Source organism: Halopseudomonas sp. Lyrl_26, from assembly GCF_051948695.1.
In the GTDB taxonomy this organism is placed as follows: Bacteria; Pseudomonadota; Gammaproteobacteria; order Pseudomonadales; family Pseudomonadaceae; genus Halopseudomonas; species Halopseudomonas formosensis.
Genome location: NZ_JAYJLH010000003.1, coordinates 73,280 through 99,674, shown reverse-complemented (window position 1 = coordinate 99,674; position 26,395 = coordinate 73,280). Strand labels below are relative to the sequence as shown.

The window sequence follows — 26,395 nt, the reverse complement described above, 5'->3', positions numbered from 1 at the left end:
CGATCAGAGGCCGCGACCGGCCGTGGGCTCGCCGAGCGGGCGGTAGTCCTTCTTGTTGCTGCTGCAGCCAGCGCTGAGCACCAGCAGTAACGAAAGGGTGAGTGCGGAGTAGAGTTTCCAGTTCATGGCGCTTTACCTTGCGGGGATTTCAGTTGTCGTTCTGCTTTGCAAGCACATGTATGTATGGGTCGTGATAGCTGTGCTCGATCCGTATGCCGGCCGCTCTGGCCTGTTCTTCATGTATTGGACGCCGAAGCGCTTGATCACCGGCTCATCGGCGACCATGCCGTTGCCCTGATCAAAGCCGGTGGGCGCCAGCCGCGGAAATACCGGCAGGTCGCTGACCAGCTGCAGTTCGATGCGGTAGCACTGGCTGATGGCTTCGTGAGCGCGGAAGGAAAGCACCCGGAAGTCGTGCTTGAGGCCGGACAGGTCCAGGGTGAAGTGGGCTTCATTGGCCAGGTTGAGCATGGTGTCTCTCCCTGGTTCTCAGGTTGGCGGGGCTGATGTTCAGTCGTTGCATGCGGTACAGCAGGGTGCGTCTGGGCAGCCCCAGTTCCTGCGCGGCGCTGGTCTGGTTGCCCTGATTGCGCTGCAGGCAATCGAGCAGCAGGTTGCGTTCGACCCGCTCCAGTCGGTCGCGCAGGTTCATGCCTGTGGCCGGCCCGCTGTCGGCGGGCAGGTTGAAATGCTCGGGCAGCAGCAGGTTGTCCTCGCACAGCAGCAGGGCTCTGGCGATCATCCCCTTCAGCTCGCGGACGTTGCCCGGGAAGCTGTAGCTGCTCAGCTGCTGCAGGGTGCCTTCGCCCCAGCGGCAGGGGCTGCGGTGCAGGAAGCGGCAGGCCTCGTCGGCAAAGCGCAGGGCCAGCAGCGCGATATCCTCACCCCGCTCCCGCAAGGGCGGCAGCAGGATGGGGAAGGGGGTCAGCCGGTAGTAGAGGTCCTCGCGGAACAACCCCTTGCTGACCATGCTTTGCAGATCCTGATGGGTGGCGGTGATGATGCGCACATCCACCCGGCGGGTTTCGTTGCTGCCGAGCGGGCGCACTTCGCTTTCCTGCAGAAAGCGCAGCAGCTTGGCCTGCAGCGACAGGGGCATGTCGCCGATTTCATCCAGGAAGAGGGTGCCGCCATCGGCGCTGGCGATGAGCCCGGCGTAGTCCCGATCGGCCCCGGTGAAGGCACCCCGGCGATAGCCGAACAGCTCGCTTTCCAGCAGGTGTTCGGGCAGGGCCGCACAGTTCTGCACCACGAAGTTCTCGCTGCGGCGGGAGCCGTAATCGTGAATCGCCCGTGCCACCAGCTCCTTGCCGGTGCCGGTTTCCCCTGTTATCAGCACTGTGACCGGGTTGTGCAGCACCTTGCCGATGAGCTGGTAGACCCGCTGCATGGCGGTGCTTTCACCGATCAGGCCGTAGCTGCGGGCCAGAGCCGTTGAAGGCGTCACTGCCGGGAGTGGGGGTGACGCCGGCTGATTGTGCTGCAACAGCTGCAGTTGCTGCAGGGTGAAGTTACCCAGTAACTGCAGGGATTCCTCATAGGCCTGGAAGGCCTGACCTGCGCGTCCGGCCAGCAACAGCAGTCCGCTGACATGCTGTTCGCCGTCCTGCAGCGGCAGGCAGGTCAGGCAGCGCCACTGTCCAGCATCGGCGGGCAGGAAATCCGTCTGATACAGGCTGCCATGCAGATCGTCGATATGCAGTGGCCGGTTCTGCGTCAGGCAATACTGCAGCAGCTGCTGGTCACGGTAGTCGCTGGACAGGGTGCCGCCGTCCCGGGAGCAGGGACGTCCATCCTGCCACTGCGCAGCCAGGTTCAGCTGGGTATGGGTCACGTCCAGCAGATAGAGCTGACTCAGGGCGCTGCCGGACAGCGCACCCGCCGCCTCGGCCAGGCCCTGCTGCAGTTCCCGGCTGTCACGGTTGCTGGCCAGAGCGGCGAAGCGGACCAGCAGCTGCTCGGCGTAATCCAGCGGTCGGCTCAGCTGGTCGAACAGCGGTGGCAATTCAAGCGAACTCACAGACCAGCGCTCCTTCGGCATCCAGGGTGGCGTGAACGTGGTTCAGGCTGGCGCCGGTGGCCATGCTGTCCAGCACCTGATCGACGATTCGCGGTTGTAGCTGCTGGTCGATCAGGTAGTCGATCAGCCTCGCGCCGCTGTCGCCCTGCTGGCAGCGACCGGCGAAATGCTCGACCAGCGCCGGGCTGTGGCTGAAGCCCAGCTGGCGGCGTTGCAGGCGCTCGCCGAAGCGCTCCAGCTTGAGTGCGATGAGCTCCCGCAGCACCTGATCGTCGACCGGGTAGTAGGGCACCACGCGCATGCGGGCCAGCAGCGCCGGCTTGAAGTGGCGGCTCAGGGTGGGGCGTATGCTCTGTTCCAGTTGCGCGGCATCCGGCCGCTGGCCCCCGGCACAGAGCTGCATGATCTGTTCGCTGGCCAGATTCGAGGTCATCAGGATCAGGGTATTGCGGAAGTTGATCTCTCGACCTTCACCGTCATTGGCTACGCCCTTGTCGAAGACCTGATAGAAGACGTTGAGCACCTCGGGGTCGGCCTTCTCGATCTCGTCCAGCAGGATGACCGAGTAGGGCCTCTGGCGCACTGCTTCGGTGAGCATGCCGCCTTCGCCATAGCCGACATAGCCGGGCGGCGCGCCGAGCAGCCGCGATACGCTGTGCTTTTCCTGGAATTCGGACATGTTGATGGTGGTGAGAAAACGCTCGCCGCCATACAGCAGATCGGCCAGCGCCAGCGCGGTCTCGGTCTTGCCGACCCCGCTGGGACCCACCAGCAGGAATACCCCGGCCGGCGCATCCGGATTGTTCAGCCCCGCCGCCGCGGCGCGCATGGCGCGGTCCAGCGCCACCACCGCCTGCTCCTGGCCGCGGATGCGCTGGCGCAGATCGTCGGCGAAGCCGGTAACCCGTGCGCTGTGTTCCCGGGCCAGCTGGCTGAGCGGTACTCCGGTCCAGTGGCTGATGACCTCGGCCACCAGGCGCGGGGATACCTCGTAGCTCACCAGCCGCCGCTCGACGGGGATGCTCTGCAGTTGGCCCTGCAGCTGCTCCAGCTCGGCGGTCAGCTGCTCCAGCGACGGTGCCTGCGGCTGATCCGTTGGGCTATCGGCCGGCGCGTCGGACTGGCGCCGCGCGGTGCAGCGGCGGCGCAGCTGCAACAGGCGATCCGCCAGTTCCCGTTGTTGCTGCCAGTCGGTCTCCAGCTCCTGCAAGGTGTGGCGGTTCCGGTCAATCTCCTGCTGCAGATGGTCGAGCTCGCTGCTGGCCACCGCCAGTCCGGCCTGCTGATCGCGCTGCCGGGCCTGGAGCTGACGTTCCTGCTCGGCGATTCGGGTGCGCAGGTCGGTGATGGCCTCCGGCGGTGAGGCGAGCCCGATGCGTACCCGGGCGCAGGCCGTGTCCAGCACATCCACTGCCTTGTCCGGCAGCTGCCGTCCGGCCAGGTAGCGGGCGGACAGCTGCGCAGCGGCAATCACCGCATCATCACGCAGGTAGACCCCGTGACCGGCTTCGTAGAGGGGGGCCAGCCCGCGCAGTATGGTGACGGCTTCATCGGTGGTCGGCTCCAGCACCTGCACCGGCTGGAAGCGTCGGGTCAGGGCCGGATCCTTCTCGAAGTGCTTCTTGTATTCGCTCCATGTGGTGGCGGCGATGGTGCGCAGCTCGCCCCGTGCCAGTGCCGGCTTGAGCAGGTTGGCGGCGTCCGAGGTGCCCTGCTGGCCGCCAGCCCCGATCAGGGTGTGGGCTTCATCGATGAACAGGATCGCCGGGCGGGCGGCGCTGCGAACCTCGTCGATCACCGCCTGCAGGCGACGCTCGAACTCACCCTTGATGCTGGCGCCCGCCTGCAGCAGGCCCATGTCCAGGGCCAGCAGGTCGACATCGCGCAGGGCCTCGGGTACCTCCCCGGCAACAATGCGCAGGGCCAGCCCCTCGACCACGGCGGTCTTGCCCACACCCGCATCACCGATGACGATGGGGTTGTTCTTGCGTCGCCTGGCGAGGATATCGATCATCTGGCGCAGGACCTGATCGCGGCACAGAACCGGGTCCAGACGGCCGTCCCGGGCCTGGGCTGTGAGGTTGTGGGTGAAGCGGGCCAGGGCGCTGTCTCCAACGGCGGCCGGAGCGCTGGCCGGCGATTCCTGCATGGCCAGAGCATGGTCAAGGAGCCTGTCGCTGCGGATGCTGTCGAGGGCCGGCTGGTAGCGGGTGCCGGCATAGCGCACCGGATTGCGCAGCAGGCCGAGCAGCAGTGCCGCCTGGTCCACCTGACTGCGGCCCAGTTCCAGGGTGGCCACCAGCAGCGCGTCCTGCAGCCACTGCACCAGCTCCAGCGCGAAGCTCGGGCTGCGGCCGCAGTCGCCCTCGCCGCGGGGCTGCAGGGCGCTGCGCAAGCGGTCGATATCCTGCTCCGCGTCCTCCAGAGCCTTCAGCAGCAGGCTGTCCGGGCGCTCCAGCATCGCCAGCAGCAGATCCTCCGGCAGGACCTTGCCGGCACCCCGGTGCACGCAGCTCTGGGCGGCGCCTTCCAGGTCGCGGCGGCTGGGCGCATCGAGCGCCTGTACCAGTTTCTGAATATCCACGTTGATCATCTGTCAGTCCTTGATTCCTGAGGCCAGTGTGACTTCCGGGGGGTAGTCGGATTCGCCCAGCCAGCTGGTCCAGCCCAGCCGGCAGAGGTTGTTCCCGGCCAGAAAAAGCGGGTGAATGGCGTCCCGGCGCAGCTGCAGCCGCAGGTCATGGGCCAGGGGTGTGCGCAGACAGAAGCGCACCAGGGTCAGCAGTGCCGCATAGCCCTTGCCGCCAGGCAGGAAGTCATGGAAACCTTCCCAGTCCAGATCGCGGATATGGATGCGGAATTTGCCGCTGCGGTCGCGGATGCGGTCCCCCAGTACCAGCGAGCTGCCCAGCTGACTGTTGGCCCGGCCCAACCGGTTCTGCTGTTCCACGTCGATCTCCACCCGGCGTTCGACGCATTCCTCGATGTCCATGCCCGGGTGCTGGAAGTAGTAGCGCAGGGTGGATTCCAGCAGTGCCGCGGACTGCACGCGCATGCTGATCAGGCCCAGGTAGGGCAGCAGACGATTCCACTGCAGGTCGCCGGCCTCGCGCAGCGGCGCCTGACCCAGCCCGACCAGGGCAAACATGTGCGCCGAAACGGCGTCGCCGGCGCCGGGACGGTAGCGGCTCTGGTAGCGATACTTGCGCCATATCGGCAGCAGCAGCCGTTGCAGCCGATTGTTGAACAGGTCGAGAAAGTCCCGGGTGGTGATGTCCCCCGGAGCATCGCCCAGGGCCTGTTCACTGTAGAAGGTCGGCAGTGGAGAGGCGGAGCCGAACAGGCCGATCAGATTGATACACAGGCGCGCCCGCAGCTCCCCATGCTCATGCACGAACTCCACCTGCTCGATATCGGTGCCGGGAAACCCCATGCTCGGATTGGCCCGGAATTCCAGGTGCTCGTACAGCGCCTCCTCGCTCAGGCCGGGGTGGGCCTGGCGCAGGCGGTGCATTACCTGGCTGATGCCCTGAAACAGGCTGTATTCTCGAATGGTGCGGCCCAGACTGCTCAGAGCAGGGGCTGCAACCCCATGCGTGGCGTCCATTGGTACCGCTCTCCCTGGGTGGTTGTGACCCGCAACTCGTGGAAGGAGTTGAGGTTGGCGTACAGCGCAAAGAATTCGTTGAGCACGCTGGCGAACAGGAAGAGTTCGCCCTCGCTCAGATAGTGCTCGGCGTCCATCTCCAGCTCGGTGCGTATGCCGCGCACCGGCAGCCCCTGTTTGAGGCGGTCGACATGCTGGTGCCGGATATGTTTCAGGCCATCGAGCCGGTGCTGCCCGATGCGCGCCGCGTGCTGATCGTGATAGCGCGGGAAGTCGTAGTTGCGCAGCATCGCCTTGAGTGCATCGACATTGGTCAGCGACAGGTAGTTGAGCGACATGTTGCTGATCAGCTTCCACAGGAAATCGCTGTCCAGGGGCGGTGCGTAGCTGGGGGTGACCGGACTGATGTTGCGGAAACCGAGAAAGTCCGGGGTGTCCTCGCTGAGGCAGCAGATGTCGCCGATACCCAGCTGGCTGGGCAGCTGGTGATTGGTGCAGGTCAGCTCGATGGACAGGGTCTCGTGGAGATCCTCGCTGCCGCCGCCGAAGCTGAGGAAGGTCTCCAGCCCCTCGCCGTGCAGGGACGGATACTGACGGAGGCTGTAGTGGGGCGCCGACACAGCTCCCTCGGTGCGGTTGTCGTGCTCGAAGGATTCGAAGGCGACGTACTCGGTATGCCCCATGCCGCCGGGCTTCCAGCCGGTGATCCGGTCCACCGAGTAGACCGCGCACTGGTGCTGCGGATATTCCGCCGGGCGCAGCAGGTAGTGGTCCTGTCGGCCATCAAGGCGGATGGGGACGGCATCGTGACTGAACAGGTTCGCCACCGGCGTGCAGTACAGACGCACGTTGTCCAGGGTCGGACTGATACGCTGGCTGCCGGTCTTGCGGATGTGGCAGCGCAGCTCCAGACCGCAGGCCTGCTGGAGCAGTGCCGGATCGAGCCGGGTGAGACAGTCCAGCCCGGTGACGTCGACAAAGAGGAATTTTTCCTCGAAGGCGTAGTATTCCTGCAGGCAGCGATAACCGGTGAAGGTATTGACCGGATAGGGGACCAGCCCCTGTTGCGGGTCGAAGCCACCGGCCTGCACCTGGTCGGCGCCGATCTGCAGTGCGCGTGGTCGGCCGGGGCCCTCCGGCAGTGCCAGGGCTCGGCCTTCGGCATCCAGCGGGACCAGCTCTATCCTGTCCAGCTGTTGCAGCAGATACAGGTAGAGCATCTGGCTGACGTAGCGCTCGCCGGCCAGATGCAGGCGCAGGCGCTGCAGGCCCAGATCACCCAGACAGCCTTCGCAGACCATGGCCATGCGCAGGCTGAGCAGCGCGCCTTCACCCTTGACCGAGTAATCCAGCCGGTTCAGCTGCAGGGGCAGGATCTCCACCTCGCTGGTGGTGCGGAATCGGCAGGAGATGCCCTGTATCGGTCGGGACTCCACGGGGGTGTGACGGGGGACCGTCACCGCCGGGCCGGCGCGCCTCAGCGGGTCGAACTGCAGCATGCTGAAGGCAGGCAGCGGGCGCATGTAATTCGGCCACAGCAGGTGCATGAGCGAATGGGTCAGCTCCGGCAGTTCATCATCCAGCTTCTGCCGCAGGCGGCCGGTCAGAAAGGCAAAGCCCTCCAGCAGACGCTCCACGTCCGGGTCCCTGCCGCTCTGACCGAGGAAGGGCGCCAGCGCCGGGTTGCGCTCGGCAAAACGCTTGCCTGCCTGACGCAGGGCGCTCAGTTCGCTCTGGTAATAGTGGTTGAAGGACATGACTGGCGACCCTGTCTTGGTGGCTGGCGCGGTTATCGAACACGAACCCGGCCGCTGCCATCGAGGCTGGCGGCAAAGCTCACTTTCCGGCGATCACCCCCGCTGTCCATGAACGCTTCGATGGCAAAGGCCAGATGCAGGGGGTCGTGGTGGCGCGGCAGGGCGGTGACGCGGACCTGCTGCAGGCGCGGCTCGTAGTCGGTAATGAAGCGCTCGATGGCCGAGCGCGCCTGCTGCAGGGCGTCGTGTACTGACAGGCGCATGTCGTTGAGGTCCGGCAGACCGTAGTCCGGCAGGGTCTGTACGCTGCCGGCACGGGTGCTGAGCATGCGGGTCAGGTGCCGGGATACCGAGGCGGCCACCGCGTCTGCGGTGGCCAGCCCCTGACGGGCGCGGACCTCGCCGGCCAGGCGTTCGAACAGACTGCCGTAGCTCACCGGGGCTTACTCCTTGTCCAGCTTGCCGACCAGGGACAGGGTGAAGTCGGCACCCATGTACTTGAAGTGCGGGCGCACGCTGAGGCTGACCCGGTACCAGCCCGGCTCCCCTTCCACATCGGTCACCTTCACCTGGGCGGCACGCAGCGGCCGGCGTCCGCGCACTTCGGGGTTGGGGTTGTCCTGGTCGGCAACGTACTGGCGGATCCACTTGTTCAGCTCCAGCTCCAGGTCGGTGCGCTCCTTCCAGGCACCGATCTGTTCGCGCTGCAGTACCTTGAGGTAGTGCGCCAGGCGGTTGACGATGAACAGGTAGGGCAGCTGGGTTCCCAGGCGGAAGTTGAGCTCGGCATTCCTGCCCTCTTCGCTGTTGCCGAAGAACTTCGGCTTCTGGGTCGAGTTGGCGGAGAAGAAGGCCGCATTGTCGCTGCCCTTGCGCATGGTCAGGGCGATGAAGCCCTCCTCGGCCAGCTCGTATTCCCGGCGGTCGGAGACCAGTACCTCGGTGGGGATCTTGGTCTCGATCTCGCCCATGCTCTCGAAGTGGTGCAGCGGCAGGTCTTCCACGGCGCCACCGTTCTGCGGGCCGACGATATTCGGGCACCAGCGGTAGCGGGCAAAGCTTTCGGTCAGACGGGTAGCGAAGGCGAAGGCAGTATTGCCCCACAGGTAGTCTTCGTGACTGCCCGCGACATTCTCCCGATAGACGAAGCTGCGCACCGGGTTCTCGACCGGGTCATAGGGGGTGCGCAGCAGGAAGCGCGGCAGGGTCAGACCGACATAGCGGGCGTCGTCCCGCTCACGGAAGGACTGCCACTTGGCGAACTGAGGGCCCTCGAAGTGATCCTTGAGGTCCTTGATGTCGGGCAGCCCGTTGAAGCTTTCCAGGCCGAAGAACTGCGGGCCCGCCGAGGCGATGAACGGGGCATGCGCCATGCTGGCAACGCTGGCCACGTACTGCAGGGTCTTGATGTCGGGTGCGCTTGGGCCGAAGTAGTAGTTGGAGATCAGGGCGCCCACCGGCTTGCCGCCGAACTGGCCGTACTCGGCGGTGTAGACGTGCTTGTACAGGCCGGATTGGACGATATCGGGACTGTCCTCGAAATCCTCCAGCAGATCCTGTTTGGACGCGTTGATCAGTTCGATGCGGGTGTTCTCGCGGAAGTCGGTACGATCGACCAGCAGCTTGAGTCCGCGCCAGGCTGATTCCAGGGCCTGGAAGCTAGGGTGATGGAGAATCTCGTCCATCTGCTGGCTGAGCTTGCTGTCGATCTCGGCAATCATGCGATCGACCATGGCCTTCTTCACCGGCTGCTGCTGATTGTGGGGCTTGAGCAGTTCCTCGATGAAGGCGGACACACCCCGCCGTGCGATGCCGTAGGCTTCGTCTTCGGGGCTCAGGCGGGTCTCGGCGATGATGCGGTCGAGAATGCTGTCGTCGGTGGCTTGCCGGCTGGTGTCGAGCGCTGTCTGTGTGGTCATGGCTGGCGTCCTCGGGATCAGGAATCGGGTTGCTGGGTGTCGGTGAGGCCGAGTTCGTCGAGAATGCGTTCCCGAGAGGCGTCATCACCGAGTACGCTTTCGATGGCCTTGCGGAAGGCCGGGGCATTGCCCAGAGGGCCTTTCAGCGCGACCAGGGCGTCACGCAGCTCCATCAACTGGCGCAGTTCCGGAACCTGCTCCACCAGGCTGGCAGGGTTGAAGTCCTTCATCGAATTGATCTGCAGTTTCACCGCGAGATCTTCCTGCTGCGGGTCGTCCTGAAGCCGGTTCGGCACCGTCAGCGTCAGATTCAGCTCCTGCTTGGCCAGCACCTCGTCGAAGTTGTGCTTGTCGATCGAGATGGGTTTGCGATCCTCGATCTGGCGCTCGTCCTCGCGCTGGGTGAAATCACCGAGGACCATGAGCTTGAGTGGCAGCTCCAGTTCCTCCTGGGCGCCACTGGTATCCGGGCTGAAGGTGACGTTGATGCGTTCCTTGGGTGCTACCGAGCCTTCTTTGGCCATGTGTCGTTCTCCGCTTGGGTTATGGCCCGAGGGCCTGCTCCAGCACCACATCGAAATCGAGGTGGCACAACCGTTGAAAGATTTCATCGCGGCGCTGGCGCGATGCCTTGTCCGCGAGTTGCTCATGGGTGCGCAGCAGCAGGCGCATGACCCGTACCAGCAATTGCGGCTCCCATTGGCTCAGCCGTGGGTCGCGCAGCGTGTGTTCCATCCCCTCGAGCAGGTGCCGGGCCAGATCCTGTCGGCCTGCCTGGCTGCACAGCCGAGCTGCCGCCAGCTGCCAGTGCAGTCGTGCGCGTCCGCCCCGGGCGTTGTCGATACCGGTCTGCATCCTGGTCATGGCGGCCTTGAGACCCTCGCCCTGCAGCAGGACCATGGCTTCGCTCAGGGCGGTGTCCCAGGGCTCATCCGTTGGCGATTCCAGGGCTGGCGTGCTGGCGCCGTTGTGGTCCATGAGTACCCGGCTGCTGATCCAGGAAAGCGTTTTCGGGTTGGCGAAGGGCGTGCCATCGAAGAACTGCAGCTGTTCGATGCCGGGCAGGCGCCGCAGGAAGTTGCCCAGCTGCAGCTCCAGTTCCTGTCTGGCGGCTGTGGCCTCCAGAGCACCCAGGCACTGCCAGACCAGATGCTGGCCATCAAGCCAGAATGGGGAGCGGGCGACGCTGCTTTCGATGTCCCTGAGCAGTTCGCCGGGCTGCCCCTGCCCCAGGCGTTCCTGGAACTGCTGCAGCCGGTCGGCCGGCAAGCCGCGCAGCTGGGTGCGCCCGCTGGCGTCGTGTTCCGGCACGGCTTCGATCGGCAGCCACAGCAGGCAGCGGGACAGGCTCATTGCCCGCGGATCGGTCAGCGACTGGCTCTGCCACCACTGGCAGATGCTGCGGGCCTGTTCCTGCAGGGATCGGAGCGCCCGATGCGCGTCCCTGGGGGAGACAATGATGTCGGGGCCTGCTGATCCGCCGACGCTGCCGGGGTCCGGGACAGGGGCCGGCGCAGGTGAGGCAGTGGCACTGGGTGCCGGGGCAGGACTGCTGGCGGGATTTGCGGCATTACTGCGCTCACGGAGTTGCCGGCACAGCGGCTGTAACAAGGGGGCCTGCTCTCCGAGCAGCTCGGCAAGCGGCTGGTCCAGCCCGGACAACGCCCCCTGCAATCCTTGCAGCTGCTCGCTGGTACCCGCCTCAAGCAGGTCGGGCATGGCCTGTTCCAGGCGCAACGCGAGCCAGCCGATGGCGGCTGCACGGGTTCTGTCGCGGCGCGGATGCAGCTGCAACCAGTGCGGCAGCAGCGCGCCGATCATCTCAAGCCCCGCCTGCAGACCGGACGGGCCTTCGTGGCGATAGAGCGCCCAGGCCAGCCAGCAGGCCACCCGCAGATCCTTGGATTGTTCGGCCAGCAGTGCGCTGCTCTGCGCAATCACCTGCTGCCAGTCGGGCTCGCCACTGGCGTGGATGGAGCCCTGCTGTGTCACCGTCGATTCGATGGCCTCGAATTCTCCGCAATAGCGCACATCAACGCCGGCAAAGTCGCCGTCGGCAATGGGCTGGGTGGCCAGTTCGATATATCGAGATGTAAGCATTCCGGATGCCAGACCTGTAAAAATAGGCATGACGCGCCAGATATCTGGTGCGCCCTGATTCATCGAATTCTGATACGCCGGATACTGCTGAGATTCAGCGACGTGCTAGAGCTTGGTTGTTGTGTGCAACTTGTTGCGCAGCATTAATTTCACCGCAGCGAACTCTAGTTTCCATGCTCTTCAAGAACAAGGGCAGTTATGTGAGGTGCTTGGCGTTTCCGGGAAATAGGACGGCAAAATTGTGCATGGGAGCGTCTAAAAAGCGGATGTTGACACGGCATGATTTGTTTCTGGTCCGGATTCCAGGTGATCTGTTTCACACTTTGGACGGTTTATTAGTTAGAGAGTCATCCTGTTTAAAGGTTGGCAAGAATTTGCGCAGTATGGATTTGTCATGAAGCTCTGGATGATTCTAATTTTTGTTGTTTATTCATATTTAAGTGCGCAACTTCTTGCGCGCTTGTATGTTCCGTGGATTTCCGAAAAACGTAACAGATAAAAATGATGCAAAATGGAGCAGACCCCGCTTCCAGCAGCGCCTCGCTGTCCTGAAGGGGGCGAAAAACGGGGAGTTGTGACCCGCAACGCTAGGCAAACTGGTCAGAATATGGATAATGCGGAACCATCCCATTACAACGTCCCACGGATGGGTGATGGGCACGAACTCTACTAAAAACAGCATCCAGGCATCTGAAAATGACTAAATACAAACTGAGCGCCATAGCACTGGCCCTGATGACTTCCGTCCCGGCACTGGCTGCCGGTCAGGCCGACTCCAAGGGCTTTGTCGAGGACAGCAGTCTCGATCTGTTCCTGCGCAATGCCTATATGAACCGCGACTACAAGCACGGTGCTGACGACAAGGTGGAATGGGGCCAGAGTGCCGTTCTGACCTTCAAATCCGGGTTCACCCAAGGCGTGGTTGGCTTTGGAGTCGACGCCTTCGGCCAGTATGCCGTGCGTCTGGACAGCGGCCGGGGCCGCGCCGGTGCCGGCGGTATCGACTTCTTCATGATTGATAACAATGGTGATGTTGAGAAGGACGTTGCCCACGCTGGTGCAGCCTTCAAGGCGCGTTTCTCCAATACCGTTCTCAGCTACGGCGATCAACAGCCCGCTCTGCCGGTACTGAGCCATGATAACAGCCGTCTGTTGCCGGAAGCCTATACCGGTACCATGATCACCTCCAACGAGATTGACGGTCTGACCGTGCATGCCGGCCGCTTCCATGCTCAGCATCGCAAGAGTGATGAAGGTCGTGACAGTGGCGGACTGAAGTCCATCGAAGTCCTGGGCGGCAGCTATCAGTTCAGCGACAACTTCCGTGCGGCTCTCTATGCCTCCGATGTGGAAGATCGCCTGAAGCGCCAGTACGCCAACCTGAACTATGTTCTGCCGATGGATCAGAATGATACCCTGACCCTGGATTTCAGCGGCTACCGCACCAAGCAGGACAAGGATTGGGATGGTTCGGGTGACCGTAACAATCTGTGGAGCCTGTCTGCCAACTACGCTACCGGCCCGCATGACTTCACCGTGGCTTACCAGCGCAGCAGTGGTGACACTGGTTACAACTATGGTTTCTACCAGAACCAGGGTGCGGTGGGTGATGGTGGCACTACCATCTGGGTCGCCAACTCCTTCTGGTCCGACTTCAACGCCGAAGACGAGCGCTCCTGGCAGTTCGGTTACGGCCACGACTTCACCCAGTACGGCATTCCCGGTCTGAGCTACAACTTCGCCTACATCTACGGCACCGACATCAATGATGGTACGGGTCGTGGCAGCGGTAGCGAGCGGGAAATCTTCAACCAGCTGAAGTATGTGGTACAGAGTGGCGCAGCCAAGGATATGAGCATCCGCCTGCGCAGCTCCTTCCTGCGTGTGTCCAACAATGCCAGCGCCTATAACGACGATGGCAACGAAGTGCGCATCTTCGTCGACTTCCCGATGAACATCCTCTAAGCACGCCGGTTATCGGGCGGGCCGCCATGGCCCGCCCGGTTCCTTCCTTACTCTCTCCGCCTGCGACCTTCCGCGGCTGTCATTGCCTCACATCCAACGCCTACAATGGCGGCACTGATTCCATCCTGCCGGAGGCATCCTTGTCCCTTGGTGTTGTTCTGTCCGTACTGGCCTCCATGTTGTTTGGCGGGCTGTATTATTTCTCCACCCTTCTGGAGCCGCTCAACGGTGAGCAGATCTTCGGCTGGCGCATGCTGCTGACCTTTCCCTGCGTCACCCTGTTCATGCTGTGGTTCGGTTACTGGCCGCTGGCCCGGGAAATTGCCGGGCGTCTGCGCCGGCGACCCGTGCTGCTGCTGATGCAGTTGCTGAGTACCGCGTTGATGGGCGTCCAGTTATGGCTGTTCATGTGGGCACCGCTCAACGGCCGGGCGCTGGAGGTCTCGCTGGGCTACTTCCTGCTGCCGCTGAGCATGGTGCTGGCCGGGTATCTGATCTACCGCGAACACCCGTCCCGCCTGCAGCAGCTGGCCATTGCCTTCGCCGTGTTCGGCGTCGGTCATGCGCTGCTCCAGGCCGGCACCCTGGCCTGGGAAACCCTGCTGGTGGCCATAGGTTATCCGGCCTATTTCATCCTGCGTCGGGCGCGGGGTACCAACCATCTGGGTGGTTTCTGGTTCGACATGCTGTTTCTGCTGCCGGTGGCCTTCTGGTTCGCCTGGGATGGTGGGACGGCCCTTGCCCTGTTTGCCGAGGCGCCCCGCCTGTATCCGCTGGTGGCCCTGCTCGGGGTATTCAGTGCCGCCGCGCTGATCTGCTTCATCGTGGCCAGCCGCCTGCTGACCTTTACCCTGTTCGGCCTGCTCGGTTATGTCGAGCCGGTGCTGCTGGTGATGGTGGCCTTGCTGCTTGGCGAGCAGATAGGGCCGAGCGAGTGGCTGACCTACATTCCGATCTGGCTGGCGGTTGCCGTGCTGGTGCTGGAGGGCCTGCGTCACCTGCGGCGCCAGCAGCGAGGGCTGCAGCCACCGGCCGAGCCACCGCAGGGCTAGCCCCGGGCGGCAAGCCGATCCTGACCTATACTGCTTGGCGAGAGCAGTTTTGCTGTCGACGCCAGCGCCCTATCCGGGCGCTGGCGGGCAGTCCGGCCACAAGCCGGCCACCCCGGACAGGAGGACAGTATGCCGTTAACCGTGCAGATTCCCTTTACCCGTTATCTGGACGACCAGGGCCAGCCGCAGGGCGACCTGCCGGGCTGGGTGGATGATCCCCCGCTGTTGCTCGAGTTGTACCGCCAGATGAATCTGGTGCGGCTGTTCGATCAGAAATGTGTTGCCCTGCAGCGCACCGGCCAGATAGGCACCTACGCGTCCACGCTCGGGCAGGAGGCCGTTGGCACGGCGCTGGGCCGTGCGATGAGCGACGCCGATGTGCTGATTCCCTACTACCGCGATACCGCCACCCAGCTGCAGCGCGGCGTGCAGATGCAGGACATCCTGCTGTACTGGGGTGGAGACGAGCGCGGCAGTGCCTGGTCGGCGCCCGCCGCCGTCGAGGATTTCCCCATCTGTGTGCCCATTGCCACCCAGGCCTGCCATGCCTGTGGTGTGGCCGCCGCCTTCCGTATCCGGCAGCAGCCCCGGGTCGCCGTCGCCACCTGTGGGGATGGCGCCACCAGCAAGGGCGATTTTCTCGAAAGCCTGAACCTGGCCGGGGTGTGGCAGCTGCCGGTGGTGTTCGTGGTCAACAACAACCAGTGGGCGATTTCGGTACCGCGCTGTCTGCAGTCCGCCGCGCCGACCCTGGCGCACAAGGCGCTGGCGGCGGGTATTCCCGGGGAGCAGGTGGATGGCAATGATGTGCTGGCGGTATACGACCGGGTGCGGACCGCCATCGAGCGTGCCCGGGCCGGCAAGGGCCCGACGCTGATCGAATGCGTCACCTACCGTCTGGGCGACCACACTACCTCGGACGATGCCAGCCGCTATCGCTCCGCCGAGGAACTGAGCGAGGCGTGGAAACGTGAACCTTTGGGCCGCCTGCAGCGGTTCCTGCACCAGCAGGGGCTGTGGGACGACGCGCAGGAGCAGCGCTTGCACCGGGAGCTGGGTGAGCAGATCAACGCTGCGGTGGAGGCCTTCCGCGCGCTCGCCGAGCCTGAGCCATCGGCACCCTTCGATCACCTGTACCAGCAGTTGCCCGCCGGTTATGCAGCGCAGCGGGACCAATGGCTGGAGCGGGCCGGGCGACTGGTGGGAGGTGAGCATGGCTGAGCAGAATACCCTGTGCATGGTCGAGGCCATCAATCTGGCGCTGCACCGGGCCATGACCGACGACCCGGATGTGGTGGTGCTCGGCGAGGACGTGGGGCCCAACGGCGGCGTGTTCCGCGCCACCCTGGGGTTGCATGAGCGTTTCGGTTTCCGCCGGGTCATGGACACGCCGCTGGCCGAGACCCTGATTACCGGGATCGCCGTGGGCATGGCCGCCCAGGGCTTGCGCCCGGTTGCGGAAATCCAGTTCATGGGGTTCATCTACCCGGGCATGGAGCAGCTGGTATCCCATGCCAGCCGCCTGCGCAGTCGCACCCGCGGACGCCTCAGCTGCCCCATGGTCATACGCACGCCCCATGGCGCGGGCATCCATGCGCCGGAGCACCACGGTGAGAGCACCGAGGCCATGCTGGCCCATGTGCCGGGATTGCGGGTGGTGATTCCCTCCTCCCCACGCCGGGCCTATGGCCTGTTGCTGGCGGCGATCGCCGATCCGGATCCGGTGATCTTCCTCGAGCCCTCGCGGCTCTACCGGTCGGTGCGCCAGCCGGTGGTCGATGACGGTCAGCCCCTGCCGCTGGACACCTGCTTTACCCTGCGCGAGGGCAGTGATCTGACCCTGGTCAGCTGGGGAGCGGCGCTCAAGGAGACCCTGGAGGCCGCCGCACGTCTGGCCGAAGAGGGTATCGACTGCGAGGTGATCGACGTGGCCACCCTCAAGCCCCTGGATGCCGAGACCATCCTGGCCTCGGTCAGCAAGACCGGGCGTTGTGTGGTGGTGCACGAGGCCGCACGCAGTTACGGCCCGGGTGCCGAGATTGCGGCACTGGTGCAGGAGCAGCTGTTCCATGCCCTGCAGGCACCGGTGCAGCGGGTTACCGGTTTCGATTGCGTGATTCCCTATGCGCGTCAGGAGATGGCCTACCTGCCGGATGTGGAAAGTATCTGTCGGGCCGCGCTGCGGACCCTGGAGCAAGCATCATGAAGCAATTTCGACTGCCTGATCTGGGCGAGGGGCTGCAGGAGGCGGAGATCATCGAGTGGCATGTGCAGCCCGGTGATACCGTGGAAGTCGATCAGTTGCTGGTTTCGGTGGAGACGGCCAAGGCCATCGTCGAGGTGCCGTCGCCCCGGGCCGGGGTGGTCAGCCGCTGCTTCGGCGCACCGGGGGACCTGCTGCACGTCGGCTCGCCGCTGGTGGAGTTCGAAGGGCCGGCCGAGGACAGCGGTACCGTGGTCGGCAGCCTGGGCCAGGCCGCCGGACACAGCGACCTGGCGGCGGATGATTTCATCATAGGCGCGGCACCGTCCAGTCGTGCGGCCCGGGCGGTGCGCGCTGCCCCGCGCGCCCGTCAGCTGGCGGAGCGCCTCGGCGTGGCACTGGACACCCTGCAGGGCAGCGGTACCGATGGGTTGATTACCGAGAAGGACGTGCAGCGCGCTGCCGCCGGCCCCGATGGTGGCGAAGCGGTACGCAGCGTGCGACGCAGCATGGCCAGGAACATGGCTCGGGCCCATGCCGAGGTGGTACCGGTGACCCTGGTCGAGGACGCCGATCTGCACCTGTGGCCGTCCGGGCAGCGTGACCCCATGGTGCGGCTGGCCCGCGCCATAGCCCGTGCCTGTCTGGCCGAGCCGGCGCTGAACGTGGCCTTCGATGGGGTGCGCATGAGCCTGGTGCGGCATCAGCAGGTCGAGCTCGGTGTGGCGGTGGACACCCCCGACGGGCTATTCGTGCCGGTACTGCGGGACGTGGCCAATCGCGATGCGGAGGATCTGCGCGCCGGGCTTGATCGGCTGCGCGCGGATGTGCTGAATCGCTCCATCCCGCCCCGGGAGCTGATGGGCGCGACCATCAGCCTGTCCAATTACGGGACCCTGTTCGGCCGTTACGCCAGCCCGGTAGTGGTCCCGCCGCAGGTGGCCATAGTCGGTGCCGGGGTCATCCGCGATCAGGTGGTGGCAGTGGATGGACAGCCGGTGGTGCACCGGATATTGCCGCTGTCGCTGACGGTGGACCACCGCGCCGTTACCGGTGGCGAGGCGGCGCGCTTTCTCAAGGCGCTGGTGAGCGATCTGCAGCTGGCTGAGTAATGCTGTCGCTCCGGTTACCAGGCCTGAATGCGGTTGCGGCCCCGTTCCTTGGCCTGGTACATGCGCTGGTCCGCGAGCTTCAGCAGGGCACCGGGGCTTTCGATCTGATCAAAGAAGCGCTCCGCCAGACCGATACTGGCTGTCAGTGGGCTGCCGTCGGGCCGCTGACCGAGCCCCGTCATCTGTAACCGCTCCAGTGCCTGGCGCGCCCGGGTCATGTCGGTATCGGGCATGATCAGCAGGAATTCCTCCCCACCCCAGCGCACCAGGCTGTCGGAACTGCGCATACAGCTCTGGATCTGCTGGCTGGTCTGGCGCAGCGCATCGTCGCCGCTGGCATGGCCGTGGCGATCATTGATCTGCTTGAAATGGTCCAGATCGATGAACGCCACGGACAGCGCGCTGTTGTTGCGCAGGCTGGTATTCCACTGCATCTGGAGTATTTCCTCGCCGCTGTTGCGGGCAAAGACCCCGGTCAGGTCATCGCGGATGGCCCGTCGCAGCAGCGCCACCATGTAGGCCAGCTGGCTCATGCAGGCCAGGCTGGTGACGCCGGCGATCAGGATCAGCAGCCAGAAGGCACCGACGAAGGACGGCCAGTTCAGGGTCGACCAGTTCAGATAGCCGGCCAGACCCTGGGCGAGCAGCAGTACGGCTGCCACCAGCAGGTTCTCCAGCAGGGTCAGCGGGAACAGCGCCAGCCCGGCCATCAGTACGAAGGGCAGGAAGGCATAGCCGGCGGCAACCGCTGCCGGCATGTCCACCAGATCGTAGTGCATCAGCAGGGTGTGCGAGGCGATATAGAACAGGGTGGGGATGGCGAACAGGATGAACATCGCCAGGTAGGCGTCCCCCATGCGTTCCCGGTCCCGGTAGAACAGCAGCAGGCAGAGGAAGGCCAGACATACCATCAGCCGCAGGCCCATCAACTGCCCCCACAGCGGCGAGGGGAAGGCGATGAAGTCCACGATGCTCCACAGTGGGGTCAGCACGGCGAACAGGAAGGCAAACAGGCGAACCCGGTCGACGATCAGCCCGGCGCGATGGCGACTGATGAGCAGGGGGTGCCGAAACGGGGTCAGCAGTTTCAGACGCTCACCGGGGGCAATCTCCGCTGGCAGCAGACTGCCGAGGCGCCGCCGGAGCAGATCAAGAAATGTCGACATAGTGGTGTGTTGATATCGTTATAGTGGCCTGAGCCTAAGATACAGGGCACCGGGGTATCCGAGCTGATACAGATCAAGATAAGGCCCGATTGGGGTACCGACGGAAATTTGATCCCGGACAAGATGGGTGTCGCGTTGCTCTGCTATGCTGTGTGCATGGAACCTCTCATGGGGACAGGTATCCGGTTCACCGGGCTTGGTTTTCCGGTGTCGTTCACGCGGTCGCTGAAGGAATCCGCTGTTGGTGCGTAAACGCCTCAATGCACTGAGTATCTGGCTTGGCCTCTTTGCCATGCTGATGATTCATGCCGGTCCGCTGTACTCCGCGCTGCGGATGGAGGCGGCTGCCCCGGCACATGCGGGGCACCATCAAACGCATCATGCGCCGCCTTCGGCTCACGGCCACCATACGACCACGGCCGAGTTGCCCGACTGGCTGGCGGCGCTGGAGCTGTGCGGCTACTGTGAGCTGCTGACCCTCAATCCGCCGCTGATTCTGTCCCTGCAGCTGGTACTGCCCCGGCATCAGCCGCAGCAGGCCCAGCCGTTACCTGAAACACCGCGGCGGCCGACGCTGCGCCATGGCGACAGTCAGCCCCGCGCCCCTCCCCTGCATTTCCACAGTTGACCTCCATAGCCGTGCAGGAGCACGGCGAAGCTGATTATTGAAGTGGAAATTGCCATGTCCAGATATGACTGTGACCGGGTGGCATCTGCCTGCCCGTCCCTGCGTTTTGCCGTTCACCCTTCCCGCCTGCGCTGGCAGGCTGCACATACCGTCCTGCTGGCGTTGCTGGCCGGCAGTGCCCTGGCTCAACAGCATCATCACCCGCATGGGGAGCAGGACCTCTTGTTGCTGCCGCCCCGGGTGATCACCTCGGTGCAGCAGGACTCACCGCTGACCATCATCACCAACCCCAGGGACGCGCGCCAGCCGATCCCAGCCAGTGACGGGGCCGACTACCTGAAGACCATCCCCGGCTTTTCCGCAGTACGCGGTGGCGGCAGCAACAGTGATCCGGTGCTGCGCGGCATGTTCGGCTCGCGGCTCAAGCTGCTGACCAACGGCGGCGAAATGCTCGGTGCCTGCCCTTCGCGCATGGATACTCCGTCCTCCTATATCGCCCCGCAGAACTTCGATCAACTGACCGTAATCAAGGGTCCGCAGACCGTGGCCTGGGGGCCGGGCTCCTCGGCGGGCACCGTGCTGTTCGATCGCCTGCCGGAAAGTTTCGACGAGCCGGGTACGCGGCTGGATGCCAGCGTGGTGGCTGGGTCCAATACCCGCCGGGATCTGCAGCTGGACGGTGCCATCGGCAGCCGTGAGGGCTATCTGCGGTTGAGTGGCAACCGCTCCCGTTCCGGCGACTATAAAGATGGCAACGGCGACCGGGTGCCCTCGCGCTGGTACAAATGGAATACCGATCTGGCGCTGGGCTGGACCCCGGACGATGACACCCTGCTGGAGCTGAGTGTTGGCGCCGGAGACGGCGAGGCGCGTTATGCCGGGCGCGGCATGGATGGATCCCAGTTCGAGCGCGAAAGCCTGGGCCTGCGCTTCGAGAAGCAATTCCAGGGCGGTGCGCTGCAGGAACTGGAGGCGCGGGTGTACTACAACTATGCCGACCATGTGATGGACAACTACAGCCTGCGGGTACCGCCCAGCACCGGCATGATGGCCGGGGGCATGGCCTCCAACGTCGACCGCCGTACTCTGGGCGCGCGGCTCGCGGCCACATGGGTATGGGAGGATATCGAGCTGCTGGCCGGGGCCGATGCCCAGCGTAACACCCACCGCACCCGCAACAGCATGGGCGTCGAGGATGCCTACCGGCACCAGCCCTGGCTCAAGGACGCCAGCTTCAGCCAGATCGGCCTGTTCTCCGAACTGACCTGGACGCGCCGGAAGGACCAGCGGCTGATCGGGGGTGTGCGGCTGGATCAGCACCATGTCGAGGACTTTCGCCAGACTGTCAGCGCCGGCCATGGCGGTGGGCATATGCCACCGCCAGCCAATCCTACCGCCGGGGAGACCCGCCGGGAGACCCTGCCCGCCGCCTTCCTGCGGCTGGAGCAGGATCTGTCCAGCCTGCCCGCCACCGCCTATATCGGTATCGGCCATGTGCAGCGCTTCCCCGACTACTGGGAGCTGTTCTCGCCCCGCCGGTCGCCGGGAGCGGTCAATGCCTTCGACGCTATCGAGCCGGAACGCACCACCCAGCTGGACGTGGGTCTGCAGTACCAGCGTGACAGCCTGCAGGCGTGGATCTCCGGCTATGCCGCGGTGGTGGATGACTTCATCCTGTTCGACTACACCGGCATGGGCAGCAGCGCCGAGAATATCGACGCCCGGATCATGGGCGCCGAGGCGGGCATCGCAGTGGATCTGACCGACCGCTGGCAGGCGGAAACCAGCCTGGCCTGGGCCTGGGGCCGCAATCGCAGCGACGGGGAGGCATTACCGCAGATGCCGCCGCTGGATGCCCGCTTCAACTTGACCTATGCCCGGGACAACTGGAGTGCCGGGGCCCTGTGGCGGGTGGTGGCGGCGCAGAACCGCACCGCCGATGGCAAGGGCAATGTCACCAGCCGGGACTTCGGCGACTCTGCCGGGTTCGGGGTACTGTCACTGAATGCGGCCTACCGCTTCAATCAGGCGGTAACCGCCAGCGTCGGGGTCGACAACCTGTTGGACAAGGCCTACGCCGAGCATCTGAACCTGGCCGGCAACGGCAGCTTCGGTTTCCCGGCCGATACCCGGATCAACGAGCCGGGGCGCACGCTCTGGGCCAAGCTGGATCTGAGCTTCTGAGGTGAGCAGGCGTGGCGCACGTGCGCTACGCCTTCACGAAGCCCGTCGGCGAGCCGGTGCTCGCCAACCCTTGTCAGTAGAATACCGCCAGCAAGGCGATGCCCAGCAGGATGCGGTAGATGACGAAGGGCTGCATGCCGATGCGCTTGATGAACACCAGGAAGTAGTGGATGCACAGGAAGGCGCTGACGGCCGACACCAGCACACCCAGCCCCATGGCGAACCAGTCTACCGGCACCTGCTCCTCGATCAGGTCCCTGGTCTTGAGCAGGCAGGCCAGCAATATCACCGGGATCGACAGCAGGAAGGAGAAGCGCGAGGCCGCTTCCCGGTTCAGCCCCAGAAACAGGGCCGCGGTGATGGTAATACCGGCGCGGGAGGTGCCGGGAATCAGCGCCAGGGCCTGGGCGCAGCCGATGATCAGCACATCCTTCCAGGTCATCTGGCTCTCGCTGCGATCGCCGCGGTGGCGCCAGTCCGCCCAGCCCAGCAGCAGACCGAAGAACACCAGGCCCATGGCCAGATAGAAGGGCGAGCGCAGGTAAAGCTCGATCTGATCCTTGAACGCCAGCCCCGCCAACCCCACGGGAATGGTGGCGAAGACCACGCCCCAGGCCAGTCGTGCATTGTCATCCAGTTGCCGGGTCGCGACCGAGCGCCCCCAGCTGGCGGTCATGCCGATCAGGTCGCGGCGGAAATACAGCAGCACGGCAAACAGGCTGCCGAAGTGCAGGGCGACATCAAACGCCAGGCCCTGGTCCGGCCAGCCGGTCAGGGCGGGCACCAGGATCAGGTGGGCGGAACTGGAAACGGGGAGAAACTCGGTCAGGCCCTGGAGCAGGGCCAGTACCACAACTTGCAACCAATCCATCTACGCATTCGCTCCGTGGTCTGGGGAAACGGCTGGAAAACGCGCAAGTAAACCACGAACTGCCCGGCGGAGCGAACATTTGCATGACCCGTTCAGCTTCCGGTCAGCTGGCCGGCAGATGGCGCAGCAGCAGTGCGTACCCTGTGTCGACTCCCTGCGGCCTGGGAATGCGCACTACATGGCCGGTGCCCGGTGCGACTTCGGCTGGCTGCCCATGGCGGTCCTGCAGTGCTTCCAGAACGAAGCTGTGATTGCCGGAGGGGGTCATGAGTTCCATCCGGTCGCCCAGGGCAAAGCGATTCTTTACCTCGATGCTCAGCCAGTCATCCTGCTCCTCCAGGACCTCGCCGACGAACTGGTGACGGCTCATGCTGGAGTTGCCGCGCTCGTAGTTCTGATACACCCCCGGTGGATGGCGGCGGTAGAAGCCCTCGGTATAGCCGCGGTTGGCCAGACTCTCCAGATCGTCCATCAGGGCCATGTCGAAGGGCCGGCCGGCCATGGCATCGTCGATCGCCTTGCGGTAGGTCTGCACGGTGCGGGCGACGTAGAAATGGGACTTGGTGCGGCCCTCGATCTTCAGCGAGTGGATGCCCATCTCGACGAACCGGGGTACATGCTGAACCGCCCGCAGGTCCTTGGAGTTCATGATGTAGGTGCCGTGCTCGTCTTCCTCGATCGCCATCTGCTCGTCGGGCTTGTCGCTCTGGTTGAGCAGATACAGCGGCTGGGGCGGGGGCTCCACCACCACCGGCTCGACATTGCCTTCGGGAGTTTCCCAGGCCGGCTGCAGATCGTATTTCCAGCGGCAGGCGTTGGTGCAGGCGCCCTGGTTGGCATCGCGGTGGTTGAAGTAGCCCGACAGCAGGCAGCGCCCTGAGTAGGCGATGCACAGGGCTCCATGAACGAAGACCTCCAGTTCCATGTCCGGGCACTGCCGACGGATCTCCTCGATCTCCTCCAGCGACAGCTCACGGGAGAGAATGACCCGTTGCAGCCCCTGTTGCTGCCAGAACTTCACCGTGGCCCAGTTGGTGGCATTGGCCTGCACCGACAGGTGCACCGGCATCTGCGGCCAGCGTTCACGCACCAGCATGATCAGTCCCGGATCGGACATGATCAGCGCATCCGGCCCCATTTCGATGACCTGCTGCAGATCGCGCTCGTAGGTGGCGACCTTGTTGTTGTGGGCGGAGATGTTGCTGGCCAGATAGAACTTCCTGCCCAGCGCGTGGGCCTCGGCAATGGCTTCGGCCAGTACCGCCGGGTCGTGGAAGTCGTTCTCGCGCACGCGCAAACTGTAGCGCGGCTGACCGGCGTAGACCGCATCGGCGCCATAGGCAAATGCAAAGCGCATGGCCTTGAGCGTGCCGGCCGGAGCCAGGAGTTCGGGGGCTTGGTTCATGGCGTGATCCTGTTTACAAGACAAGAAGGCCGGGGAGGATAGCCGCTCAGGTCATGCAGGACATTGATCAGGATCAGGCGCAGCGCAGGTGCGCGGCACCCCACCGGGATGGCGAGCACAGGCTGGCCGACAACCCGCCTCTGCTCGGTTCCCTCAGGCGCAGTGAGCACCCGGGAGGGAGGAGCATCATCTCGTCCAGCGGGCTAGAGAAACATCTCCAGAAGATCATTGAGAAACAGCCGGCCCTGTTCGGTAGGGCGCAACTGCTGTTGCCAGGGCTCCAGCAGCCCGCGCTGCACGGCCTTGTCCAGCAGTGGAGCGATGGCCGCCAGGCTCTGACCGGTGCGCTGCTGATACCAGGCGCTGGGTACACCCTCCACCAGCCGCAGTGCATTCATCAGGAAGTCGAAGGGTAGCTCCTCGGCGCTCAGCCGCTTGCTGCCGGCCAGCCAGGGCGTCTGCGGGTTGAGGTAGTCCTTCGGCTGGCGGGTCTTCCAGTTGCGCTCCACCGTGCCGTCCGGCTGGGTCAGCTTGCCGTGGGCGCCGGCGCCTATGCCGATGAAGTCACCGTACTGCCAGTAGTTCAGGTTGTGCCGGGCACGGCGGCCGCCGCGGGCATAGGCGGAAATCTCGTACTGGGCATAGCCGGCCTCGGCCAGCCGGGCCTGGCCGGCTTCCTGGATATCCCACAGCACCTCGTCCTCGGGCAGCTGCGGCGGGCGGCTGTAGAACACCGTGTTGGGCTCCAGGGTCAGCTGGTACCAGGACAGGTGCTCCGGGCCCAGGGCGATGGCCTGGTCGATATCGGCGCGGGCCTGGGCCAGGCTCTGACCGGGCAGGCCGTGCATCAGATCCAGATTGAGGTTGTCGAAACCGGCGCGGCGGGCCATGTCCACCGCCGCCAGCGCCTCGCTGTCATCATGGATGCGCCCCAGCGCCTTCAGGTGTTCGGGGTTGAAGCTCTGGATGCCGATCGACAGGCGATTGATGCCGATAGCGCGGTAGTCGCGGAACTTGGCCTGCTCGAAGGTGCCCGGATTGGCCTCCAGGGTGATCTCGATGTCGCCGGCAAAGCGCAGGCGTTGCTGCATGGCCTGCAGCAGCCGGTCCAGGCTGGCAGCGGAGAACAGGCTGGGGGTCCCGCCACCGAAGAAGATCGACACCAGCTCCCGACCATGCACCTGAGGCAGCTCCAGCTCCAGATCGGCGATCAGGGCATCGATGTACTCGGCCTCCGGCAGGCCGCTGTCGTAGGTATGCGAGTTGAAGTCGCAGTAGGGGCATTTGCGCACACACCAGGGTATGTGCACATAGGCGGCCAGCGGTGGCAGGCCGGATTCCCCGGCGCCGCTCACGCCAGTCCCAGGCGGGCGCGCAGCTGCTGCATGGCGCGGGCCCGGTGGCTGAGCTGGTTCTTCTGCCGGGCCGGCAGTTCGGCGCTGGACAGCCCCAGCTCCGGAATCAGGAACAGCGGGTCGTAGCCGAAGCCGTGTTCGCCCCGGGCGGCGTGCAGGATACGGCCCTCCCAGGCGCCTTCGCAGATGATCGGCACCGGGTCCTCGGCATGGCGTACCAGCGCCAGGGCGCAGATGAAGCGCGCGCCGCGCTCCGCGTCCGGTACGTCGCGCAGAGCCTGCAGCAGCTTGGCGTTGTTGGCCGCATCCCCCTGTCCATCGGCATAGCGCGCCGAGTAGATGCCCGGGGCGCCGCCCAGGGCATCCACCGCCAGTCCGGAATCGTCCGCCAGTGCGGGCAGGCCCGAGGCGCGGGCGGCGTGGCGGGCCTTGAGAATGGCATTCTCGACGAAGCTCAGGCCGGTTTCGTCGGCCTCCTGGTCGGTGAACTCCCGCTGCGGCAGCACCTCGATGTCGTCACCGAGCATGGCCTGCAACTCCTTGAGCTTGCCGGCATTGTTGCTGGCCAGCACCAGTCTGCTGAAGGGCAGGGCAGCCTTACTCATCCGGATGGAACTCCTGCTGGAAGCGCACCGTGTGCACCGGGGCATTGTCGTCGGCCTGCACCTTCACCTCGAAGCGCAGCAGCCCGCGTTGTCCGGCGCTGTAGTTGGCAACGAAGTAGATGGCATCCTCTTCCTGGATGCGAATGAAGCGCAGTGGGGTGGTCTGTTGCAGCAGGTTGGTCACTGTACCCTCGATCCGGGCATCCACGACCTCCACACCGTCCTCGGTCAGCCGTTGCACGGCGATATTGACCACGCCCTGGCGCGGGCCGCGCTGCAGGCCTGCTGCGGCAGCGATCTCCGGCTGCAGGTAGGAACTGTTGAAGGCGTTGTGATGCACCAGCAGATCGCCGAAGCGCTGCGGGCTTTGTGCCGGGCCCTGCTGGGCGGTGGCGACGCCGGCGATCAGCATGAGCAGGGCGGCAAACAGATGGCGAAACATGGTG

23 protein-coding genes are annotated in these 26,395 nt (G+C 64.8%); 7 read left to right on the top strand and 16 right to left on the bottom strand.

Annotation, left to right across the window (positions count from 1 at the left end; translation table 11 throughout):
- Positions 1–3: 3 nt before the first annotated feature.
- Genes VF673_RS05610 through tssA form a run of 10 tightly spaced genes read right to left on the bottom strand, consistent with a single transcriptional unit; the run spans position 4 to position 11,403 of the window.
- Positions 4–126 carry a hypothetical protein gene (locus VF673_RS05610; RefSeq protein WP_268875177.1) on the bottom strand — a complete coding sequence of 41 codons (123 nt, stop codon included), beginning with the start codon at positions 124–126 and terminating at the stop codon, positions 4–6.
- Between the two features lie 6 nt (positions 127–132).
- A complete protein-coding gene (locus VF673_RS05605) occupies positions 133–471 on the bottom strand; it encodes a hypothetical protein (RefSeq protein WP_440291210.1) in 339 nt (112 codons plus the stop codon).
- On the bottom strand, positions 452–1,996 hold the full coding sequence (locus VF673_RS05600) for a sigma-54 interaction domain-containing protein (protein WP_440291386.1): 1,545 nt from the start codon (positions 1,994–1,996) through the stop codon (positions 452–454). Before VF673_RS05600 ends, VF673_RS05605 begins: the two co-directional genes overlap by 20 nt.
- A 10-nt stretch (positions 1,997–2,006) precedes the next feature.
- Entirely contained in the window at positions 2,007–4,613 is a 2,607-nt protein-coding gene (tssH, locus tag VF673_RS05595) for a type VI secretion system ATPase TssH (RefSeq protein ID WP_440291209.1), read from the bottom strand.
- A 3-nt stretch (positions 4,614–4,616) separates the two neighbouring features.
- The gene (tssG, locus tag VF673_RS05590; RefSeq protein ID WP_440291208.1) at positions 4,617–5,627 is read right to left on the bottom strand and encodes a type VI secretion system baseplate subunit TssG; all 1,011 of its coding nucleotides are present in this window, start codon (positions 5,625–5,627) and stop codon (positions 4,617–4,619) included.
- Positions 5,591–7,384, bottom strand: a complete 1,794-nt coding sequence (gene tssF, locus VF673_RS05585; RefSeq protein ID WP_440291207.1) for a type VI secretion system baseplate subunit TssF — start codon at positions 7,382–7,384, stop codon at positions 5,591–5,593. Before tssF ends, tssG begins: the two co-directional genes overlap by 37 nt.
- A 32-nt stretch (positions 7,385–7,416) precedes the next feature.
- Positions 7,417–7,821 carry a type VI secretion system baseplate subunit TssE gene (gene tssE / locus VF673_RS05580; RefSeq protein WP_440291206.1) on the bottom strand — a complete coding sequence of 135 codons (405 nt, stop codon included), beginning with the start codon at positions 7,819–7,821 and terminating at the stop codon, positions 7,417–7,419.
- A 6-nt stretch (positions 7,822–7,827) separates the two neighbouring features.
- Complete coding sequence (tssC, locus tag VF673_RS05575; RefSeq protein ID WP_273124814.1) at positions 7,828–9,303, bottom strand: type VI secretion system contractile sheath large subunit; 1,476 nt, start codon at positions 9,301–9,303, stop codon at positions 7,828–7,830.
- Positions 9,304–9,320: 17 nt separating this feature from the next.
- A complete protein-coding gene (gene tssB, locus VF673_RS05570; RefSeq protein WP_273124810.1) occupies positions 9,321–9,827 on the bottom strand; it encodes a type VI secretion system contractile sheath small subunit in 507 nt (168 codons plus the stop codon).
- A gap of 19 nt (positions 9,828–9,846) precedes the next feature.
- Positions 9,847–11,403 carry a type VI secretion system protein TssA gene (tssA, locus tag VF673_RS05565; protein WP_440291205.1) on the bottom strand — a complete coding sequence of 519 codons (1,557 nt, stop codon included), beginning with the start codon at positions 11,401–11,403 and terminating at the stop codon, positions 9,847–9,849.
- A 696-nt stretch (positions 11,404–12,099) separates the two neighbouring features.
- On the opposite strand from tssA, the gene VF673_RS05560 reads away from it, so the two are divergent.
- From VF673_RS05560 to VF673_RS05540, 5 genes are all read left to right on the top strand, one after another.
- Positions 12,100–13,368: an OprD family outer membrane porin gene (locus tag VF673_RS05560; protein ID WP_440291204.1), complete on the top strand. Its 1,269-nt coding sequence runs from the start codon at positions 12,100–12,102 to the stop codon at positions 13,366–13,368.
- Positions 13,369–13,508: 140 nt separating this feature from the next.
- Positions 13,509–14,420, top strand: coding sequence for an EamA family transporter RarD (gene rarD, locus VF673_RS05555; protein ID WP_440291203.1), 912 nt, complete (start codon positions 13,509–13,511; stop codon positions 14,418–14,420).
- Between the two features lie 129 nt (positions 14,421–14,549).
- Positions 14,550–15,641: a pyruvate dehydrogenase (acetyl-transferring) E1 component subunit alpha gene (gene pdhA / locus VF673_RS05550; RefSeq protein WP_440291202.1), complete on the top strand. Its 1,092-nt coding sequence runs from the start codon at positions 14,550–14,552 to the stop codon at positions 15,639–15,641.
- The gene (locus tag VF673_RS05545; protein WP_440291201.1) at positions 15,634–16,626 is read left to right on the top strand and encodes an alpha-ketoacid dehydrogenase subunit beta; all 993 of its coding nucleotides are present in this window, start codon (positions 15,634–15,636) and stop codon (positions 16,624–16,626) included. The genes pdhA and VF673_RS05545 overlap by 8 nt, the downstream gene beginning before the upstream one ends.
- Positions 16,623–17,735, top strand: a complete 1,113-nt coding sequence (locus tag VF673_RS05540) for a dihydrolipoamide acetyltransferase family protein (RefSeq protein WP_440291200.1) — start codon at positions 16,623–16,625, stop codon at positions 17,733–17,735. Before VF673_RS05545 ends, VF673_RS05540 begins: the two co-directional genes overlap by 4 nt.
- A gap of 14 nt (positions 17,736–17,749) precedes the next feature.
- On the opposite strand, the gene VF673_RS05535 is transcribed toward VF673_RS05540, so the two are convergent.
- Positions 17,750–18,901, bottom strand: a complete 1,152-nt coding sequence (locus VF673_RS05535) for a diguanylate cyclase (RefSeq protein WP_440291199.1) — start codon at positions 18,899–18,901, stop codon at positions 17,750–17,752.
- Between the two features lie 265 nt (positions 18,902–19,166).
- Here VF673_RS05535 and VF673_RS05530 point away from each other — a divergent pair, with 265 nt between their 5' ends.
- Complete coding sequence (locus VF673_RS05530; protein WP_440291385.1) at positions 19,167–19,529, top strand: DUF2946 domain-containing protein; 363 nt, start codon at positions 19,167–19,169, stop codon at positions 19,527–19,529.
- 54 nt (positions 19,530–19,583) lie between these two features.
- A complete protein-coding gene (locus tag VF673_RS05525) occupies positions 19,584–21,713 on the top strand; it encodes a TonB-dependent copper receptor (RefSeq protein WP_440291198.1) in 2,130 nt (709 codons plus the stop codon).
- Between the two features lie 73 nt (positions 21,714–21,786).
- On the opposite strand, the gene VF673_RS05520 is transcribed toward VF673_RS05525, so the two are convergent.
- The 5 genes from VF673_RS05520 to VF673_RS05500 all read right to left on the bottom strand — a co-directional run bounded on the left by VF673_RS05520 (position 21,787) and on the right by VF673_RS05500 (position 26,391).
- Positions 21,787–22,584 carry an undecaprenyl-diphosphate phosphatase gene (locus VF673_RS05520; protein ID WP_440291197.1) on the bottom strand — a complete coding sequence of 266 codons (798 nt, stop codon included), beginning with the start codon at positions 22,582–22,584 and terminating at the stop codon, positions 21,787–21,789.
- Between the two features lie 103 nt (positions 22,585–22,687).
- Positions 22,688–23,989: a prephenate-dependent tRNA uridine(34) hydroxylase TrhP gene (gene trhP, locus VF673_RS05515; protein ID WP_440291196.1), complete on the bottom strand. Its 1,302-nt coding sequence runs from the start codon at positions 23,987–23,989 to the stop codon at positions 22,688–22,690.
- Between the two features lie 203 nt (positions 23,990–24,192).
- Positions 24,193–25,344 (bottom strand): radical SAM family heme chaperone HemW, encoded by a 1,152-nt coding sequence (hemW, locus tag VF673_RS05510; protein WP_440291195.1) that lies wholly within the window; start codon positions 25,342–25,344, stop codon positions 24,193–24,195.
- Positions 25,341–25,949: an RdgB/HAM1 family non-canonical purine NTP pyrophosphatase gene (rdgB, locus tag VF673_RS05505; protein ID WP_090540236.1), complete on the bottom strand. Its 609-nt coding sequence runs from the start codon at positions 25,947–25,949 to the stop codon at positions 25,341–25,343. Before rdgB ends, hemW begins: the two co-directional genes overlap by 4 nt.
- On the bottom strand, positions 25,942–26,391 hold the full coding sequence (locus tag VF673_RS05500) for a DUF4426 domain-containing protein (protein WP_273125329.1): 450 nt from the start codon (positions 26,389–26,391) through the stop codon (positions 25,942–25,944). Before VF673_RS05500 ends, rdgB begins: the two co-directional genes overlap by 8 nt.
- Positions 26,392–26,395 lie beyond the last annotated feature (4 nt).

Bases quoted from the DNA above. Each gene is read 5' to 3' on its own strand.
- VF673_RS05500 (WP_273125329.1), bottom strand. From the start codon at position 26,391: ATGTTTCGCCATCTGTTTGCCGCCCTGCTCATGCTGATCGCCGGCGTC.
- VF673_RS05545 (WP_440291201.1), top strand. From the start codon at position 15,634: ATGGCTGAGCAGAATACCCTGTGCATGGTCGAGGCCATCAATCTGGCG.
- VF673_RS05525 (WP_440291198.1), top strand. From the start codon at position 19,584: ATGTCCAGATATGACTGTGACCGGGTGGCATCTGCCTGCCCGTCCCTG.
- tssB (WP_273124810.1), bottom strand. From the start codon at position 9,827: ATGGCCAAAGAAGGCTCGGTAGCACCCAAGGAACGCATCAACGTCACC.
- VF673_RS05560 (WP_440291204.1), top strand. From the start codon at position 12,100: ATGACTAAATACAAACTGAGCGCCATAGCACTGGCCCTGATGACTTCC.
- trhP (WP_440291196.1), bottom strand. From the start codon at position 23,989: ATGAACCAAGCCCCCGAACTCCTGGCTCCGGCCGGCACGCTCAAGGCC.
- pdhA (WP_440291202.1), top strand. From the start codon at position 14,550: ATGCCGTTAACCGTGCAGATTCCCTTTACCCGTTATCTGGACGACCAG.
- tssF (WP_440291207.1), bottom strand. From the start codon at position 7,384: ATGTCCTTCAACCACTATTACCAGAGCGAACTGAGCGCCCTGCGTCAG.
- VF673_RS05535 (WP_440291199.1), bottom strand. From the start codon at position 18,901: ATGTCGACATTTCTTGATCTGCTCCGGCGGCGCCTCGGCAGTCTGCTG.
- VF673_RS05520 (WP_440291197.1), bottom strand. From the start codon at position 22,584: ATGGATTGGTTGCAAGTTGTGGTACTGGCCCTGCTCCAGGGCCTGACC.
- tssC (WP_273124814.1), bottom strand. From the start codon at position 9,303: ATGACCACACAGACAGCGCTCGACACCAGCCGGCAAGCCACCGACGAC.
- VF673_RS05610 (WP_268875177.1), bottom strand. From the start codon at position 126: ATGAACTGGAAACTCTACTCCGCACTCACCCTTTCGTTACTGCTGGTG.
- VF673_RS05605 (WP_440291210.1), bottom strand. From the start codon at position 471: ATGCTCAACCTGGCCAATGAAGCCCACTTCACCCTGGACCTGTCCGGC.
- tssH (WP_440291209.1), bottom strand. From the start codon at position 4,613: ATGATCAACGTGGATATTCAGAAACTGGTACAGGCGCTCGATGCGCCC.
- tssG (WP_440291208.1), bottom strand. From the start codon at position 5,627: ATGGACGCCACGCATGGGGTTGCAGCCCCTGCTCTGAGCAGTCTGGGC.
- rdgB (WP_090540236.1), bottom strand. From the start codon at position 25,949: ATGAGTAAGGCTGCCCTGCCCTTCAGCAGACTGGTGCTGGCCAGCAAC.
- VF673_RS05540 (WP_440291200.1), top strand. From the start codon at position 16,623: ATGAAGCAATTTCGACTGCCTGATCTGGGCGAGGGGCTGCAGGAGGCG.
- tssA (WP_440291205.1), bottom strand. From the start codon at position 11,403: ATGCTTACATCTCGATATATCGAACTGGCCACCCAGCCCATTGCCGAC.